A 15,358-nucleotide genomic window follows, 5' to 3' on the forward strand; every position below is an offset into this window, starting at 1 on the left:
GGCTCCCGCAAAAGCCCTGGGGGCCACCATGTCGCTGACCATGCCGGAGGAGATCCTGCTGCTTCTCCTCGATGACGAAACCGGCAAGCCGGTGGGGCTGCCCGGCCCCGCCGGCGACCTGGCACTTGCCGGCGCCATCCTGATGGAGCTGGCGCTGGCCGGGCGCATCGACACGGACTTGGACCGCCTGGTGCTGGTGCAGAAGCGGCCCACGGGCGATGCGCTGCTGGATGGCGTGCTGGCGCGGCTGGCCGCTGGCGAGGCGGCCGGCGCGGTGGAGCGCACCAGCCGCTGGTGGATCCAGGACATCGCCAAATCCGCCCCGGCGCTGCGGGCGCAGGTGCTGGAGCGCCTGGTGGATGGCGGGGTGCTGCGGCGGATCGAGGATCGGTTCCTGTGGGTCTTCCCCGAACGCCGCTACCCAAAGGCCACCGGCCGCGCCGAAACGGCGGAGGTGCGGCGCCGCCTGCGCGGCGTGCTGCTGGAGGATGACATCCCCGACCCGCGGGATGCGCTGCTGATTGGCCTGGCGAAATCCACCGGCCTGGTGGCGCTGGTGCTGTCGGAGGATGAGCATGCGCGGGCCGCGGCGCGGGTGGAGCAGGTGGCGGGGCTGGAGGAACTGTCCCGCTCCCTGTCTGCCGCGACGCGGGATGTCTATGCCGCGCTGCTCCGCCAGGGCGCGATGCATTGACAGCCCGTCAGGTCAGCCGCGGCGGCCGCCACCGGAACGCCACCGCGGCCAGACGTGTGGCCACCGCGCCGGCCACCGCGGCGATCACCACCACCACTACCTCATCGATCTCGATCTCCGCCCCGCGCAGCATCAGATAGGCCGAGAGTGCCAGGCTCCAGATCAGCGCGACCTCGCCATAGAAGCCGGTTTTAAGGTTGGGGATGTCGCCGCCGCCGCGCAGCACGTCGCGGAGGATGCCGCCCCCGGCCCCGGTGATGGTGCCGAGCAGCGGCCCCCATAGCCAGAACGGCTCCGCCCGCATGCCGAAGGCCACCGCGACGCCGAGCACCGTGCTGGCGCCCAGGCCGAGCGCATCGGCCGTGTCGAACAGCCAGCGGTCGATCTGCCGCCGGCGCATCGCCACTGTCGCCTGCGCCACCCAGAAGGCCAGGATCAACCGCCCGCGCAGCAGCGCCCAGAGGTGGGCCACCGCCCAGAAGCCGATCACCGTGCCGAAGATCAGGATCAGGAACATCGGGTCCCGGGCGATGCCGATGGGGAAGCGGCCGACCAGCAGGTCCCGCAGCACCCCGCCGGCGGTGGCGGTGACGCCGGCCAGGACGAAGGCGCCGAACAGGCTCCAGCCGCTCTGCCGCGCCGCCAGCGCGCCGGCCAGCGCCGCCGCCAGCACGCCGATAATCTGGAGGGACAGGAACCAGGCGCTGTCGATGGTCTGCGACAGCAGCAGCGGGAAGCGGAAATGGGTGCCGATCGCCGCCAGCGTGCCATCGGCGCGCAGCGAGGCGATGGCCGCATCGAAGGCGGCGAGGGTTTCGGCGGAGGTGGTGGCGCGGCTGAAGGCGAGGTGCAGCGGGATGCGGTGGCGCATCGCCTGTTCCTCCACCGCCTGGCCCGCGCCGGCGGCGGTGATGGCAAGCGCCACCGAGAGGCGTTCGGCCAGGAAGCCGTCGATCTCGCCGGCCAACAGCCGGCGAATATTGGTGGCGTCATCCCCCGCCGCCCGCACCCGTGCCGGATCGGGTGGGTTGGCGATGAAGGCATCCAGCGCCGCGTCGAAATAGCTGTAGCCGGACCGCACGCCGAGCCGGAACCGGGCGCTGCCGGTGAGATGGGCGGCAAGCCCCGCCGCATCCGTGAAGCGCAGCGCCGCCGCTTCCCCGCGTCGCATGATCAGCACATTGGTGTCGTGGCGATAGGGGCGGGACAGGGCATAGCGCGCCGCCCGCGCCTCGGTGGCGGCGATGCCGGGGATCAGGTCCATCCGCCCTGCCGCCACCTCCTCCAGCAGCGGCAGGTAGGCCATCGGCGTCCAGCGCAGGTCCTGCCCGGCGCGGCGGGCGATGGCGCGCACCATCTCGATGTCGAGGCCGGTCAGCTCTCCCTGCCGCAGATATTGCTGCGGCTCGGAGGCATACCAGCCGGCCCGCAGCGGCTGTTCCGGCCGCGTCTGCGCCAGGACCGGAAGCGGCCCCGACAGCAGCGCCAGCAGCAGCAGCAGCCAGCGCAGCTCAGGGCGCCGCATGGTCCTTGCACCATTGCGCCACCTGGGCGTGGGTCGCGAACCAGACGCCCTCGAACTTCTTGATCCGCGTCACCAGCCGGTCCAGCAGCGCGATGCGGCTGCGGTGGCCGATGACATGGGGGTGCATGGTCAGCAGGAACATGCCGCCTTCCTCATAGGCCCCATCGAATTCGGCGGCGAAAATCTCCTCCACCGCGGAGGGCGGCGTGTAGGGGCGCAGGCCGGAGAAGCGCAGCATGTTGAAATAGACGGCGTCGTCGCGGATCCACTCCGGCGGCAGTTCGACAATGCCGGTGGGCTCGCCCTGATCCAGCAGCTCATACGCATCGTCGTCGGCCATGAGGGAGCTGTCGTACAGCAGGCCCATCTCCTTGATGATGGAGAGCGTATCGACCGAGAAATCCCAGGATGCGGTGCGGATGCCGACCGGGCGCTGGCCGCTGACTTTTTCCAGTGTTTCCGCCGCGCGGAGGGTGAGTTCGCGCTCAACGCCGGGGGGCAGCTTGGTGTTGGCCTCGTGAATCCAGCTATGCACGCCGATCTCATGGCCTTCCTGGGCCACGGCGCGGACCTCCTCCGGGTGCAGCAGGGCGGAGACGGCGGGATAGAAGAAGGTGGCGGGGATGCCGTGCCTGGCCAGCAGGGCGCGGATGCGCGGCACGCCCTGGCGGTTGCCGTATTGGCCCTGGCTGATCCGCATCGGGCTTTCGTCATTGTCGCGCAGCGGGATCGTCTCATGATCCGCGTCGAAGCTCAGGGTCACGCAGCAGCGCGCGCCATCCGGCCAATGCGTCGGCCGCATGCTGCGCCCGGCGCGCGCCCGGCCGACGATGTTGCGCCATTCGGCCTCGCTCCATTCCCACGGATTGCTGCTGGTCATGCTGCGGGGTTTCCCTGGCCCTGGTGAGACGCCATGCTGCACGCCGATGCCCCGATCCGGAAGCCCCGCATGAACACGCCGACCGACCCCGCGCAGATGACCGCGGAGCAGCTTCTGGCGCTCTACGCCGCCCGCGCCCTGTCCCCGGTGGAGGCGCTGAAGGCGGTGATGGAGCGGGTGGCGCGTTACAATCCCTGGGTGAACGCCTTCGCCACCATGAACCCGCAGGCGCTGCGCCATGCTGGCGAGTCGGAGGCGCGCTGGGCGGCGGGCCGGCCGATGGGGATGCTGGACGGCGTGCCCTGCACGGTGAAGGACCTGCTGAACATCGCCGGCCTGCCGACCCGCCGCGGCAGCCTGACGACCGATGCGACGCCGGCCACCGAAAACGCGCCGGCCGTTGTGGGGCTGCTGGCGGAAGGCGCTGTCATCATCGGCAAGACCACCACCACGGAGTTCGGCTGGAAAACGCCGAGCGACTGCCCGCTGCATGGCGTGACGCGCAACCCGTGGAATCCGCAGCGCTCCGCCGGCGGCAGTTCGGCCGGCGCGGGTGCCGCGGGGGCGGCCTGCTTCGGGCCGCTGCATATCGGTACCGATGCCGGCGGGTCCATCCGTATTCCGGCCGCCTATTGCGGGCTGGTCGGCGTCAAGCCGAGCTACGGCCGCATCCCGCAATGGCCGCATGGCGCCTTCTCCAACGTCGCCTGCGCCGGGCCGATGACGCGCAGCGTGGGCGATGCCGCGCTGATGATGTCCGCCATGGCCCGCTTCGACCTGCGCGACCCGGTCAGCCTGCCGGATGACCCGCGCGACTGGCGGGTCGGCATGGACCAGGGCGTGGCCGGGCTGCGGGTGGCCGTGGTGCGCCGCCTGGGCTTTGAGCCGCCGCTGGATGCGGAAGGGGAGGCCGCCTTGCAAGTCGCGGCCAAGCTGCTGGCCGAACAGGGCGCCATCGTCGAGGAAGCGGACCCGGAACTGCCCGACACCCGCGCCATCTTCTCCCGCGTCTGGGGCGTCGCCATCGCCCGCATCTGGCACGGGGCTTCCGAGGAAAAACGCACCCAGCTCGATTCCGGGATCGAGGAGGTTGCGCGCAGGATGGGCGACATGTCCGCCGCCGATTTCCTCGGCGCGGACCTGTTGCGGGTGGAATGCGGGCACGCGATGGCGCGCTTCCACCAGCGCTACGACCTGATCCTGACGGCGGCCACGCCGACCGCCGCCTTCGACGCCGATGCCCCCACCATCAAGCCGGTGGAATCACTCTGGCGCGATTGGGCGCCCTGGACCTTCGCCTTCAACCTGACCCGCCAACCCGCCATCGCCGTGCCGATCGGGCTGGACGAGGCCGGCATGCCGCGCGGCGTGCAGGTGGCGGCCGCGATGTACCGGGACGACCTGGCCTTCCGCGCCGCCCGCGCCCTCGAACGCGCCGCCAGCTTGCCCCTGGCCAATCCGGCGGAAACCGGGCAGATGCGGGCGAAGCTGAATTAGCGGCCCGATGGCCGAAGGGCCGCATGGCCCGGAGGTCTGAATCGGCCCGCAAAGTGGAACTAGGGGGATTCATTCATGCGGCTGGTGACATTCACGCGTCCGGGCAAGCTGCAGCAGGAAGTCGGTGCGCTCGGCGCGGGCAATGCGGTGCTCGACCTGGCCGCCGCCGAGCCGCTGCTGCGCGGACAGAGCATGCTGGACCTGGCCGCCGCCGAACCCGCCCTGTTGGCCAAGGCGCGCGCCGCCATGGCGAAGGCGCCGGTCGTGGAGGGCGCCAAGCTCTGCGCGCCCATCCCGCGCCCGCCGAAGAACGTGTTCTGCGTCGGCAAGAATTACCATGAGCACGCCAAGGAGTTCGCCGGGTCGGGCTTCGATGGGGGCGCCAAGGATGTGGTGCCGCCCTTCCCTGTGGTGTTCTCCAAGCCGCATACCAGCATCATCGCCAATGGCGAGAAAATCCTCGGCCATCTCGATACCACCGGCGGGCTGGATTATGAGGGCGAGCTGGGTGTTGTGATCGGCGCCGGTGGCCGCGGCATCACCAAGGCGGACGCGCTCCGCCACGTCTTCGGCTACACCATCATCAATGATGTCACCGCGCGCCATCTGCAGAAGCGGCACAGCCAGTGGATTCTGGGCAAGGGCCTCGACAGCTTCTGCCCGATGGGCCCGGCCATCCTGACGGCGGATGAGGTGCCGGACCCGACGAAGCTGGTGCTGACCACCTGGGTGAATGGCGAACAGCGCCAGCACGCGCCGGTTTCCGACCTGATCTTCGACATCCCGACCCTGATCGAGGCGATCAGCGCCGTCATCACGCTGGAGCCGGGCGATGTGATCGCCACCGGGACGCCGGCCGGAGTTGGCATTGGCTTCAACCCGCCGGTCTTTCTGAAGTCCGGCGATGTGGTGAAGATCGAGATTTCGGGCATCGGCGTGCTGGAAAATGCCGTCGCCTGACGCGTGAACCAACGGGAGGAAACAACAACCATGGATCGTCGCACACTTCTGGGCGCCGCCGCGGCACTGCCCTTCGCCAGCCAGGCTCTCGCGCAGGCCCCATTTCCCTCGCGTGCGCTCAATATGGTGGTCGCCTTCCCGCCGGGCGGGCAAGCCGATCTGGCGGCACGGCCGGTTGCCGCGGCACTCGAGAAAATCTTCAGCCAGCCGGTGGTGGTGCAGAATCGCGGCGGTGCGGCGGGTGCCATCGGCAACGCGCATGTCGCCCGCAGCGCGCCGGATGGCTACACCACGCTGATGGCGCTGTCCTCGCTGGCCGTGATCCCGGCGGCGGAGCGCCTGTTCGACCGAACGCCGCAATACACCGTGGACCAGTTCACGCCGATCGCGCGGGTGAATGCGGACCCGACCATGCTGGCGGTCGCCGGCAATGCGCCCTGGCGGACGATGGAGGAATTCATCGAGGCGGCGAAGGCGAAGCCGGGTGACCTGACCTATTCCTCCTCCGGCACCTACGGCACGTTGCATGTGGCGATGGAGATGCTGGCGGCGGCGGCGGGCATCCGCATGCTGCATGTGCCCTTCGCCGGTGGCGGGCCGGCGCTGACGGCGCTTCTCGGCGGCCAGGTGAACGCGCTGTCCTCCGCCCCCGGCCCGCTGGCGCAGCATGTGGCGCAGGGCCGCGTGCGGGTGCTGGGCTGCTGGGGCAAGGACCGTGTGGCCGCCTTCCCGGATGTGCCGACCTTCATCGAGAAGGGGTATTCCGACGTGGAGTTCTACATCTGGGCCGGGCTGTTCGCCCCCGCCGCGACGCCGGCGCCGGTGGTGCAGCGGCTGCGCGATGCCATGCGGCAGGCGGTGCAGGACCCGGTGGTGGTGAACGCCTACACCGCCGCCGGCGCCCCGGTGGCCTATCTCGACGCGCCGGAGTTCAAGACCTTCTTCGAGGAAGACAGTGCCCGCCTGCTGCGCGCCGTCGCCCGCATCGGCAAGGTGGAGTAGCGCCGCACGGCTTCACAGGCCCGTCTGCCGGTGCCAGCCTGCACCGGCATGAAGGAGCAACGCCCGATGGACCATCCCGCACTCGCCTGGCTCGCCACCCAGCAGGCCGCCATGACCGAGGCGCTGCGCGAGATGGTCGATACCGATGGCGGCAGCTACGACAAGGAAGGCGTCGACCGCGTCGGCGCCCAGGTCGCGCGCTTCATGGAAGCGCAGGGCATCCCGGTGGAGGTGATGCCGCAGCAGAAGCATGGCGACTGCGTCCGTGCCACGGTCGAAGGCGGCGATGCCACACGCGGCGGCAATGCCCGCGAGAACATCCTGCTGATGGGCCATCGCGACACCGTCTTTCCGAAGGGCGAGCCGCAGCGCCGCCCCTTTACCATCGAGGGTGACCGCGCCTTCGGCCCCGGCGTCGCCGACATGAAGGCGGGGCTGGTGATGAACATGTTCGTCCTCGCCGCCTTCAAGAAATTCGGCGGCGCCCCCGGCCCGCTGGTCGCGCTGTTCACCGGCGATGAGGAAATCGGCTCGCCGGAGGGCCGCCCGGTGATCGAGGCGGAGGCCAAGGCGGCGCGCGTGGTGTTCAACTCCGAACCCGGGCGGCCGAGCGGCGGCATCGTCACCGGCCGCAAGGGCGGCGTGTTTTCCGTCTTCGATATCGAGGGCAAGGCTGCCCATTCCGGCGGTAATTTCGAGGCCGGCATCAGCGCCATCGGCGAATTGGCCGCGAAGATCACCGCGATCCATGCGCTGACGGATCTGGCGCGCGGCATCACGCTGAATGTCGGCCTGGTGACCGGCGGGCAGAGCGTGAACACGGTGGCCCCGCACGCCCAGGGCCAGATCGACCTGCGCTATGTGGAGCCCGCGGACCGGGAGGAGGTGATGGCCAAGATCCACGCCATCATCGACAAATCCTTCGTGCCGGGCACCCGCGCGAAGCTGACCATCAAGGGCGAATTCCTGCCGCTGACGCAATCGCCGGAGGCCGCGAAGCTGTTCGCCACCTACCGTGCGGCGGCCACCGAATCCGGCTTCGACCCGAGCGGCGAGTTCAGCGGTGGCTGCGCCGATAGCGGCTTCACCGCGGCGATGGGCGCGCCGACGCTGTGCGCCGTCGGTCCCGTGGGCGGCAAGGCACATACGCCGGAGGAATATCTGGAGCTCAGCAGCCTGGTGCCGCGGGCGCAGGCGGTGGCCCGCGCCATCCTGAAGCTCGGCCCGGCCTGAAAGGGGCCGGCCTGAAGGGGGCCGGCCTGAAGGGGAGGGTCAGCGGTCGATCGGCCGCCACCCCTCCACCAATCCCCACCCCACTCGCGTAAACCGGAATACGTTCCCGCCGCCTGCGCCAGGCTGGTCTTCCGCCCGGCTGATTTCCACGCCCTTGATGTGGCACAGCAGCAGCGCGCCCACCCCGCCATGCGCCACGATCGCCACATCGCCGGGCGGCGCCTGTGCCAGCACGGCACGCACCGCGCCGACGATGCGGGCCTGCGCATCCGCCGCCCGTTCCCATCCGCGCACGCTGCGCTCCGGTTCGGCGAAGAAGGCATCCGCCGTCGCCTCGAATTCCGCTGGCGGCAGGTAGCCCGTGGCGCTGCGGTCATTCTCCCCCAGCGCCTCGACCGGCGTGAAGCCGAGGCCGAGATGCACGGCCAGGATTTCGGCCATGTCGCGCGCCTTGCGCTCCGTGCTGCTGAACACCGCGCGAATGCCCGGGATCCAAGGCTGCGCCAGCATGGCGCGGGACCGTTCCAGCCCGCGCGGCGAAAGCGGCCAGTCGGGGACCGGCACGGAGGGGTCGATGGCGACCTCGGGATGCGTCAGGAAGTGGACTTGCGCCATGGCTGCCGTAAGGATGCGTTTCGCCGCGACCCTACCACGGAGATCCGCTTGCCCAACCCGGCCACCCGCACCCCGCCCAGCGATGCACCCAAGCTACGCACCATCGCCATGCCCGCCGATGCCAATCCCTCCGGCGACATTTTTGGTGGCTGGCTGATGGGGCTGATGGACCTGGCCGCTGGCAATGCCGCCGGGCGCCGTGGCCGCGGCCGGGTGGCGACCATCGCGGTGGAGGGCATGAAATTCCACATGCCGGTGCTGGTCGGCGACGAGGTCAGCATCTTCGCGGAGGTCGTCTCCGTCGGACGTACCTCCATGCGGATCGAGGTCGAAGCCTGGCGACGGGAACGCTCGGCGGAGGAGATGTGCCTGGTGACGGAGGGCGTCTTCACCTTCGTCGCCATCGACGAGAACCGTAAGCCGCGTGCGGTGCCCGCCGCATGACGCGGTCCGATGATGGGAGGGCCGAATGGCCCGGACAGCTGGGTCAGCCCTCCAGCCTCATCCGCGACCATGTGATTCGCTGGTCCGAATGCGACCTCTACGGCCACGTCAACCATGCGGCCTATCTGGTGCTGTTCGAGGATCTGCGCGTGGCACATTGGCAGGCGCTGACCGGCGCAGCGCTGGCGCCGGACCGGCCGGGTCCGGTCGTGGCGCAGCTCGATGTGCGTTACCTGCGCGGCGTGCGGTTCAACGACGCGGTGACGCTGACCTGCCGCACCGTCTCCTTCCGCCGCAGCTCCTATGTGCAGGACTACGCGCTGCTGAAGGATGGCGAGGCCTGTTGCACGGCCCGCGCCGTCTGCGTCATCACGCGGCAGGATAGCGGCGAGAAGGTGCCGCTGACGCCCGAATGGCGCGCCCTGCTGGAAGCGCAGGGCGCGGAGGCGGCGTAAATTCAGCGCCGCCAGGGCCGCCGTTGCCACAGCCCCTGCAGCACCGCATGGTCGGCGCGCATCATGTCCCGGTAATCCTTGCCGATCAGCGGCCGCAGCGGCAGCCCGGTGCGTTCCGCATCCGCGATCAGCGCCGGGTCGGCCAGCGCCTCCCGGAACGCCGCCTCCAGCCGGATGCGGATCTCGTCCGGCAGGCCGGGCGGCGCGCCGATGCCGCGGGCGGAACCGCCGAGCACGTCATAGCCCTGGTCCTTGAAGGTCGGCACGTCACCGGTCGGCGCCCAGCGCACCGGCCCGCCCTGGGCCAGGCAGCGGATGCGGCCCTCCCGCATCAGGCCCAGGCCCTCGCTCATGTTGAAGCTGCCCACCGGCAGGCTGCCGCCCAGCACGTCCCGCTGCACCGGCGCGGTGCCGTTGTAGGGGATGTGCAGCAGGCGCACATCCGCCGCTTCCTCGAAGCTCAGCTGCAGCATGTGGTCGTCGGAGCCGATGCCGGCGGTGCCGACGCCGATGCCCTCCGGGTCCTTCTTCGCGGCGTCCTTGAGGTCGTCCAACGTGCGCCAGGGGCTGTCGGCGCGCACCCAGAAGCCACCCGGATCGTCCACGATATTGGCGATGTAGGTGTAGTCTTCCGGCCGATAGCGCGGCGTGCGCTCGATCGCGACCGCATGCATGGCCGTGTTGGTCAGGGCGCCGAGCGTGTAGCCATCCGGTGCCGCGTTGAACAACGCCTCGAAGCCGAGCTGGCCGGCGGCGCCGGGGCGGTTGACCACGGCGAAGCGCGCGCCGGCCAGGCGCGGCGTTACGTAATGCACGATGGGGCGCACCATGTTGTCCACGCCGCCGCCGGGCGGGAAGGGGACGATCACCTCGATCGCACGGTCGGCCGGCCACGCGGCCTTGGCCAGGCGCGGCGCGGCAAGGGTGGCCACGGATGTGGCGGCAACACCCAGCAGGGTGCGGCGGGTGGTCATGGTGGGTCCTCCCGGGGACGATTTCCGACAACATGGCGCGGCCGCGCGCGGCATGCAACAGCCTGATCCGGAACCATAATCCGTTCTGCAGGACGCAACGTCCACCCCAAGGCGCAGCCGATCGCGGCAACAGGCAGCACGTGCTGGCGGCGCTGCGCCCGGCGCCGCATTCTGCGGCCAAAGCCGGAGGAACCCCGATGTCCCGTCTCGCCACCGTCTTGGCCGCCGCGCTGCTTCTGGTCGCGCTTCCCGCCGTGGCGGAGACGCCCTTGCCCTGCCGCCTCGGCCCCGATGCCCAGGACACGCATCTGCACGCCGCCCCTGTCGAGATGGTGGTGCTGGCCGGGCCACAGCGGACTGGCCGCACCGAATACCGGATGCTGGTCCACAACCCGCACCCCTGGCCCGCCGCCGTGCTGGCCGCGATCGACCTGCCCGGCATCGTGCCAGCCCCCGCCGAGCCGGTGACGCTGCCGCCGCACCAGGCGGCCCCTGTGCTGATCGGCTGGTTCCCGCATGACATGTCCCGCGGCCGCATGGCGCCCCCCTCGGTGGAGGCGGTGCGCGCCGCGATGACCATCCCCTTCTGCCAGGTGCTGGAGCCCAGCCCGGTCTCGCGTGGTGCGTCGCCCTCAGCCGGTGGCGCGATCCTGGCGCATGGCCTCCAGGTCATCCGCGATGAAGGCGCGCAGGATATCCGCCAGGGGCTCTGACCGGACGAAGCCGAGGCCGGGGGCGCGGGTGGCGGCGAAGGCGGCGGGCCAGCCGGCGACGATCGCCTCCACCTCCGCATCCGGCACATGCCTGGCGAGCGCCCGTGCCTCCGGCCCCGCCACTTCCTCCAGCGCCACCAGCATCTCGGCGATGCTGGCGGACAGGCCGGGCGGGTTGATGCCGCGGTCACGGCCGAGCTTCGCGCTGTCCATCCCCGCCGCATACGCCAGCCAATCCACCGCGCGGCGCGGGGAACAGACCCAGACCCGGAAATCCTCCGCCATCGGATACTGCGCCGGCAGACCCAGCAGCGGTTCGCGCAGCACGGCGGAGACGAAGGAACTGGCCGCGCGGTTCGGCCGGCCCGGGCGCACCATCACCGTCGGCAGCCGGATCGAGACCACATCGAGAAAGCCGCGCCGCGTCGCATCCGCCAGCAGCAGCTCGCCGATCGCCTTCTGCGCGCCGTAGCTGTTGGTGGGCAGCTGCCGCGCCTCATCCGGCACCATCGCGGACTGGCCGCCATCGAAGGAGGCGACGGAGGAGGTAAAGACCACGCGCGGCGGCGCCGGAAGCTTGCGGCAGACATCGATCAGCGCCTGGGTGCCGGCGATGTTCACGCGGATGCCAAGGTCGTAATCCGCCTCCGCCGCGGCGGAGACCACGGCCGCCAGGTGCACCACAAGCCCGGTGCCGGGCGGGATCGCCTGCGCCAGTACCGCCGCATCGGCCACGTCGCCGGCCAAGCAGCGGACGGGGAAGGGGGCCTCCAGCGGCGCCGGCTGGTGCAGGTCGAACAAGGTAAGGCCGGTGATGCGCTTCCCCCCCACCGCCGCATCCGCGGCCAGCCGCGCCGCCAGCCTGCGGCCCAGGAAACCGCCGCCGCCCAGGATCGTGACCTGCATCTGAATTCTCCCCCTTTTCCATTCGGTGGCGCGACTCGCCTCGTGCCAACTTGCCGGGACAGGGGCTGGCGCGCCACTCTCCGCCGCATGATCCCAGATCGCCCCGCCCGCCTCCTCCTCAATCGCCGCCATGGCACCCCCGGCGTGGTGGTGCTGCCCGATTCAAGCTTTCGCCGCGCGAAGGCGGAAATCACCTCCTGGCCCGGCTATGCGCCGACGCCGCTGCTGAAGCTGGAGGATGTGGCGGCCGAAGCGCGCGTCGCGGCGGTGCTCTACAAGGATGAGGGCGGGCGCTTCGGCCTCGGCAGCTTCAAGGCGCTGGGTGGCGCCTATGCGGTGGCGCGGCTGCTGGTGTCCGAGCTCGCCCGGCGCGGCGTCGCCAATGCCGCGACCACGGCGGAACTGGCCGGCGGCGCGCACCGGGATGCGCTGCGCGGCATTACCGTGACCTGCGCGACGGATGGCAATCATGGCCGCTCCGTCGCCTGGGGCGCCGAGCGCTTCGGCTGCCGCTGCGTGATCTTCGTGCATGAGACGGTCAGCCAGGGCCGCCGCGACGCCATCGCGAAGTATGGCGCGGAAATCCGCGTGGTCCCCGGCAATTACGACGACGCGGTGCGGGAAGCGGCGCGCACGGCGGAGGCGGAGAACTGGTTCGTCGTCTCCGACACGTCGTACGAGGGCTATACCGAAATCCCGCGCGACGTGATGCAGGGCTACCGCGTCATGGTAGATGAGGCGGCGGACCAGATGGAGGGCCAGGCGCCCACGCATGCCTTCATCCAGGGCGGCGTCGGCGGCGTGGCCGCGGCGGTCGCCATCCAGCTCCGTTCGCGTTTCGGCCCGGATGTGAAGGTCATCGTGGTGGAGCCGGACAAGGCCGCCTGCCTGCTGGCCAGCGCCGAGGCCGGGGAGCCTTCGACGGTGGCGGGGGAGCTGGATACGCTGATGGCGGGCCTCGCCTGTGGCGAGCCGAGCCTGCTGGCCTGGCAGGAGCTGGAGCGCAGCGCCTTCGCCTTCATGACCGTCTCCGACGAAAGCGCGGTGGACTGCATGCGGCTGCTGGCCCATCGCACGCCAAAGATCGTCGCCGGGGAGAGTGCGGTGGCCGGCCTCGCCGCCCTGCTGCTGGCGGTGCGGGAGCCGATGACGCGGATGCTGCTCGGGCTCGGGCCGGATAGCCGCGTGCTGCTGTTCGGAACCGAGGGCGCGACGGACCCGGAACTGTACACAAGGTTGATCAACCCCGCGGATTGACGCGGAATTGCTGCAGCGCGACATGCGGGAACCAAGGCGGCGCCCCGGCGCTGCCCGACTGATCCTTCGGAGAACCGCCGCATGAATCGCCGCCATCTAGTCGGCGCGGGCCTGGCCACACTGGCCGGCCCCAGCTTCACGACATCCGCCCAGGCGCAGGGCAATTGGCCGAGCCAGCCGATCCGCCTGGTGGTCCCTTTCGCCGCCGGCGGCCCGACCGACATCCCGGCCCGGCTGTTCGCGGAGCGTATTGGCGCCAACCTGTCGCAGCGAATCATCGTGGAAAACCGCACCGGCGCCGGCGTGCTGGTGGGGACGGAGGCGGTGGCCAAGGCGACGGACGGCCACAGCTTCCTCTACACCACCGTGGCGCATGCCGTGCTGCGCGCGCTGTTCCAGCGCCTGCCCTTCGACCCGGAGGCGGATTTCGTGCCGGTGGCGCTGGTCGGCGTGATCCCGATGCTGATCACCGTTGGCAAGGATTCGCAGATCCGCGACCTGGCCGGGTTGCAGGCGGCGATGAAGGCCGATCCGGGCGGCATGACCTATGCCTCCTCCGGCAATGGCGGCGCGCTGCATCTGGCGACGGAGCTGTTGCTGCGTTCGATGGATGCCCGCGCGCTGCACGTGCCCTATCGCGGCACCGCGGCGGCCATGCCGGATGTGCTGAACGGCACCATCCCGTTGATCGTCGATGTCGCGACCTCCGCGCTCGCCTATGCGCGCGGCGGCGAAACCCGCGCCCTGGCGGTGATGGACCGCACCCGCCTGCCGCAGCTTCCCGACGTGCCGACCACGGCGGAAGCCGGTTTCCCGGGGCTTGAGGCCTATACCTGGCACATGGTGATGGCGCCCAAGGGCACGCCGGCCAATGTGGTGCAGCAGGTGAACCGCGCCTTCATGCAGGTGGCGGCGGAGGCTGCGGTGCAGCAGCGCCTGTCCGACCTGGCGATGCGCCTGGTCACCGACAGCACGCCCGAATCCGCCGCCGCCTGGCTGCGGGCGGAGACCCAGAAATGGTCCGCGGTGGTGCGCGAGGCCAACATCACCATCAACTGAGGGGCACCCGCCCCCCGACGGCCCGGCGATCCAAGGTTGACGCCGGGCCATACTCTCCCCGACTGTTCCGCCCATGCATGAAGGGGCGGTAATTTCGCCCCAGGGGAGAACATGTCCATGACAGAACTGAAATTCGGCCGTCGCCACGCGCTGGCGCTCGGCACCGGTGCTCTGGCCACGCCATTCCTGCTGCCGCGCGGCGCCGCGGCGCAGGGGAACTGGCCGACCCAGCCAGTCCGCATGGTCGTTCCCTTTGCCGCCGGCGGCCCGACCGATGTGCCCGGACGCCTGATTGCGGAGGAGATGTCGAAGGGGCTGCCGAACCGCATCGTGGTCGAGAACCGCACCGGATCGGGCGTGGTGATCGGCACGGATGCCGTGGCGAAGGGGCCGCAGGATGGCTCCATGCTGCTGTACACGACCGTGGCCCATGCGGTGACCCGGGCGATGTTCCCGACGCTGCCCTTCGACCCGATCGCGGATTTCACGCCCTGCGCGCTGGTCGGCCAGGTGCCGGTCGTGCTGCTGGTGAACAACGATTTCCCGGCGCAGAATCTGGCGGAGTTCATCGCCGTGCTGCGCGCCAATCCGGGCAAGTACGACTATGCCTCCTCCGGCAATGGCGGCGCCGTGCATCTGGCGACGGAGCTGTTCCTGCATGCGGCCGGCGGGCTGCGGGTGAACCACATCCCCTATCGCGGCAGCTCCGCCGCGCTGCCGGATGTGCTGTCCGGCCGCGTGCCGATGATCTTCGACATCGCGGCTTCCGCGCTGCCCTACGCCCGGTCTGGCCAGTTGCGGGCTCTGGGGATCAGCACCAAGGAACGCTCCCCCCTCGCGCCCAATATCCCGACCATGATCGAGCAGGGTGTCGCGGGGTATGAGGCCTACACCTGGCACATGGTCCTGGCCCGCAGCGGCACGCCGCCGGCCATCATCCAGCAGGTCAACCAGGCGGTGAACCGGGCGGTGAACGTCCCGGCGGTAAAGGAACGGCTGCTGAGCTTCACGATGCAGGTGGTCAGCGACAGCACGCCCGAATCGGCCGCCGCCTATCTCCGCAGCGAAATGGCGGTGTGGGAACCGCTGGTGCGCGCCGCGGGCATCCGCGCGAACTGAGTCGCGGGCATCCGCGCCAACTGAG

At 70.4% G+C, this 15,358-nt stretch carries 16 protein-coding genes; 11 read left to right on the top strand and 5 right to left on the bottom strand.

All coding sequences use genetic code 11. The annotated features are described in order from the left end of the window. Window positions 1–28: 28 nt before the first annotated feature. Window positions 29–694 carry a GOLPH3/VPS74 family protein gene (locus ACFHNC_RS13050; RefSeq protein ID WP_437169650.1) on the top strand — a complete coding sequence of 222 codons (666 nt, stop codon included), beginning with the start codon at window positions 29–31 and terminating at the stop codon, window positions 692–694. A gap of 7 nt (window positions 695–701) precedes the next feature. Here the strand turns inward: ACFHNC_RS13050 and ACFHNC_RS13055 are convergent, their stop codons facing one another. Further along, window positions 702–2,219 carry a transporter substrate-binding domain-containing protein gene (locus ACFHNC_RS13055; RefSeq protein ID WP_437169651.1) on the bottom strand — a complete coding sequence of 506 codons (1,518 nt, stop codon included), beginning with the start codon at window positions 2,217–2,219 and terminating at the stop codon, window positions 702–704. Further along, complete coding sequence (locus ACFHNC_RS13060) at window positions 2,206–3,099, bottom strand: polysaccharide deacetylase family protein (protein ID WP_437169652.1); 894 nt, start codon at window positions 3,097–3,099, stop codon at window positions 2,206–2,208. The genes ACFHNC_RS13055 and ACFHNC_RS13060 overlap by 14 nt, the downstream gene beginning before the upstream one ends. A 69-nt stretch (window positions 3,100–3,168) precedes the next feature. On the opposite strand from ACFHNC_RS13060, the gene ACFHNC_RS13065 reads away from it, so the two are divergent. The 4 genes from ACFHNC_RS13065 to ACFHNC_RS13080 all read left to right on the top strand — a co-directional run bounded on the left by ACFHNC_RS13065 (window position 3,169) and on the right by ACFHNC_RS13080 (window position 7,791). Beyond that, a complete protein-coding gene (locus tag ACFHNC_RS13065; protein ID WP_437169653.1) occupies window positions 3,169–4,596 on the top strand; it encodes an amidase in 1,428 nt (475 codons plus the stop codon). Between the two features lie 75 nt (window positions 4,597–4,671). Further along, the gene (locus ACFHNC_RS13070; RefSeq protein WP_437169654.1) at window positions 4,672–5,556 is read left to right on the top strand and encodes a fumarylacetoacetate hydrolase family protein; all 885 of its coding nucleotides are present in this window, start codon (window positions 4,672–4,674) and stop codon (window positions 5,554–5,556) included. A gap of 30 nt (window positions 5,557–5,586) precedes the next feature. Then, on the top strand, window positions 5,587–6,558 hold the full coding sequence (locus ACFHNC_RS13075; protein ID WP_437169655.1) for a Bug family tripartite tricarboxylate transporter substrate binding protein: 972 nt from the start codon (window positions 5,587–5,589) through the stop codon (window positions 6,556–6,558). Window positions 6,559–6,624: 66 nt separating this feature from the next. Beyond that, window positions 6,625–7,791, top strand: coding sequence for a M20 family metallopeptidase (locus ACFHNC_RS13080; protein ID WP_437169656.1), 1,167 nt, complete (start codon window positions 6,625–6,627; stop codon window positions 7,789–7,791). Between the two features lie 39 nt (window positions 7,792–7,830). Here ACFHNC_RS13080 and ACFHNC_RS13085 read toward each other — a convergent pair whose 3' ends face one another. After that, window positions 7,831–8,406 (bottom strand): histidine phosphatase family protein, encoded by a 576-nt coding sequence (locus ACFHNC_RS13085; protein ID WP_437169657.1) that lies wholly within the window; start codon window positions 8,404–8,406, stop codon window positions 7,831–7,833. A gap of 108 nt (window positions 8,407–8,514) precedes the next feature. Between ACFHNC_RS13085 and ACFHNC_RS13090 the strand changes: the two genes are divergently transcribed. Together ACFHNC_RS13090 and ACFHNC_RS13095 are read left to right on the top strand one after the other, a co-directional pair. Further along, window positions 8,515–8,850 (top strand): acyl-CoA thioesterase, encoded by a 336-nt coding sequence (locus tag ACFHNC_RS13090; protein ID WP_437169711.1) that lies wholly within the window; start codon window positions 8,515–8,517, stop codon window positions 8,848–8,850. Beyond that, on the top strand, window positions 8,847–9,305 hold the full coding sequence (locus ACFHNC_RS13095) for an acyl-CoA thioesterase (protein WP_437169658.1): 459 nt from the start codon (window positions 8,847–8,849) through the stop codon (window positions 9,303–9,305). The genes ACFHNC_RS13090 and ACFHNC_RS13095 overlap by 4 nt, the downstream gene beginning before the upstream one ends. 2 nt (window positions 9,306–9,307) lie before the next feature. Here ACFHNC_RS13095 and ACFHNC_RS13100 read toward each other — a convergent pair whose 3' ends face one another. Continuing rightward, window positions 9,308–10,279: a Bug family tripartite tricarboxylate transporter substrate binding protein gene (locus ACFHNC_RS13100; RefSeq protein ID WP_437169659.1), complete on the bottom strand. Its 972-nt coding sequence runs from the start codon at window positions 10,277–10,279 to the stop codon at window positions 9,308–9,310. Between the two features lie 197 nt (window positions 10,280–10,476). On the opposite strand from ACFHNC_RS13100, the gene ACFHNC_RS13105 reads away from it, so the two are divergent. Next, complete coding sequence (locus ACFHNC_RS13105; protein WP_437169660.1) at window positions 10,477–10,992, top strand: hypothetical protein; 516 nt, start codon at window positions 10,477–10,479, stop codon at window positions 10,990–10,992. Here the strand turns inward: ACFHNC_RS13105 and denD are convergent. After that, on the bottom strand, window positions 10,912–11,898 hold the full coding sequence (gene denD, locus ACFHNC_RS13110) for a D-erythronate dehydrogenase (RefSeq protein WP_437169661.1): 987 nt from the start codon (window positions 11,896–11,898) through the stop codon (window positions 10,912–10,914). The genes ACFHNC_RS13105 and denD overlap by 81 nt on opposite strands. 87 nt (window positions 11,899–11,985) lie before the next feature. Here denD and ACFHNC_RS13115 point away from each other — a divergent pair, with 87 nt between their 5' ends. The 3 genes from ACFHNC_RS13115 to ACFHNC_RS13125 all read left to right on the top strand — a co-directional run bounded on the left by ACFHNC_RS13115 (window position 11,986) and on the right by ACFHNC_RS13125 (window position 15,333). Then, window positions 11,986–13,155 carry a diaminopropionate ammonia-lyase gene (locus tag ACFHNC_RS13115; RefSeq protein ID WP_437169662.1) on the top strand — a complete coding sequence of 390 codons (1,170 nt, stop codon included), beginning with the start codon at window positions 11,986–11,988 and terminating at the stop codon, window positions 13,153–13,155. An 81-nt stretch (window positions 13,156–13,236) separates the two neighbouring features. After that, window positions 13,237–14,214, top strand: coding sequence for a Bug family tripartite tricarboxylate transporter substrate binding protein (locus ACFHNC_RS13120; protein ID WP_437169663.1), 978 nt, complete (start codon window positions 13,237–13,239; stop codon window positions 14,212–14,214). 117 nt (window positions 14,215–14,331) lie between these two features. Then, on the top strand, window positions 14,332–15,333 hold the full coding sequence (locus ACFHNC_RS13125; RefSeq protein WP_437169664.1) for a Bug family tripartite tricarboxylate transporter substrate binding protein: 1,002 nt from the start codon (window positions 14,332–14,334) through the stop codon (window positions 15,331–15,333). Window positions 15,334–15,358: the final 25 nt, after the last annotated feature.

Origin of the sequence: Falsiroseomonas sp. E2-1-a4, assembly GCF_051433165.1 — a bacterium.
Lineage (GTDB): Bacteria > Pseudomonadota > Alphaproteobacteria > Acetobacterales > Acetobacteraceae > Falsiroseomonas.

Excerpts from the sequence above, each read along its gene's own strand:
- ACFHNC_RS13050 (WP_437169650.1), top strand. The coding sequence starts at position 29 with ATGTCGCTGACCATGCCGGAGGAGATCCTGCTGCTTCTCCTCGATGAC.
- ACFHNC_RS13055 (WP_437169651.1), bottom strand. The coding sequence starts at position 2,219 with ATGCGGCGCCCTGAGCTGCGCTGGCTGCTGCTGCTGCTGGCGCTGCTG.
- ACFHNC_RS13060 (WP_437169652.1), bottom strand. The coding sequence starts at position 3,099 with ATGACCAGCAGCAATCCGTGGGAATGGAGCGAGGCCGAATGGCGCAAC.
- ACFHNC_RS13065 (WP_437169653.1), top strand. The coding sequence starts at position 3,169 with ATGAACACGCCGACCGACCCCGCGCAGATGACCGCGGAGCAGCTTCTG.
- ACFHNC_RS13070 (WP_437169654.1), top strand. The coding sequence starts at position 4,672 with ATGCGGCTGGTGACATTCACGCGTCCGGGCAAGCTGCAGCAGGAAGTC.
- ACFHNC_RS13075 (WP_437169655.1), top strand. The coding sequence starts at position 5,587 with ATGGATCGTCGCACACTTCTGGGCGCCGCCGCGGCACTGCCCTTCGCC.
- ACFHNC_RS13080 (WP_437169656.1), top strand. The coding sequence starts at position 6,625 with ATGGACCATCCCGCACTCGCCTGGCTCGCCACCCAGCAGGCCGCCATG.
- ACFHNC_RS13085 (WP_437169657.1), bottom strand. The coding sequence starts at position 8,406 with ATGGCGCAAGTCCACTTCCTGACGCATCCCGAGGTCGCCATCGACCCC.
- ACFHNC_RS13090 (WP_437169711.1), top strand. The coding sequence starts at position 8,515 with ATGCCCGCCGATGCCAATCCCTCCGGCGACATTTTTGGTGGCTGGCTG.
- ACFHNC_RS13095 (WP_437169658.1), top strand. The coding sequence starts at position 8,847 with ATGACGCGGTCCGATGATGGGAGGGCCGAATGGCCCGGACAGCTGGGT.
- ACFHNC_RS13100 (WP_437169659.1), bottom strand. The coding sequence starts at position 10,279 with ATGACCACCCGCCGCACCCTGCTGGGTGTTGCCGCCACATCCGTGGCC.
- ACFHNC_RS13105 (WP_437169660.1), top strand. The coding sequence starts at position 10,477 with ATGTCCCGTCTCGCCACCGTCTTGGCCGCCGCGCTGCTTCTGGTCGCG.
- denD (WP_437169661.1), bottom strand. The coding sequence starts at position 11,898 with ATGCAGGTCACGATCCTGGGCGGCGGCGGTTTCCTGGGCCGCAGGCTG.
- ACFHNC_RS13115 (WP_437169662.1), top strand. The coding sequence starts at position 11,986 with ATGATCCCAGATCGCCCCGCCCGCCTCCTCCTCAATCGCCGCCATGGC.
- ACFHNC_RS13120 (WP_437169663.1), top strand. The coding sequence starts at position 13,237 with ATGAATCGCCGCCATCTAGTCGGCGCGGGCCTGGCCACACTGGCCGGC.
- ACFHNC_RS13125 (WP_437169664.1), top strand. The coding sequence starts at position 14,332 with ATGACAGAACTGAAATTCGGCCGTCGCCACGCGCTGGCGCTCGGCACC.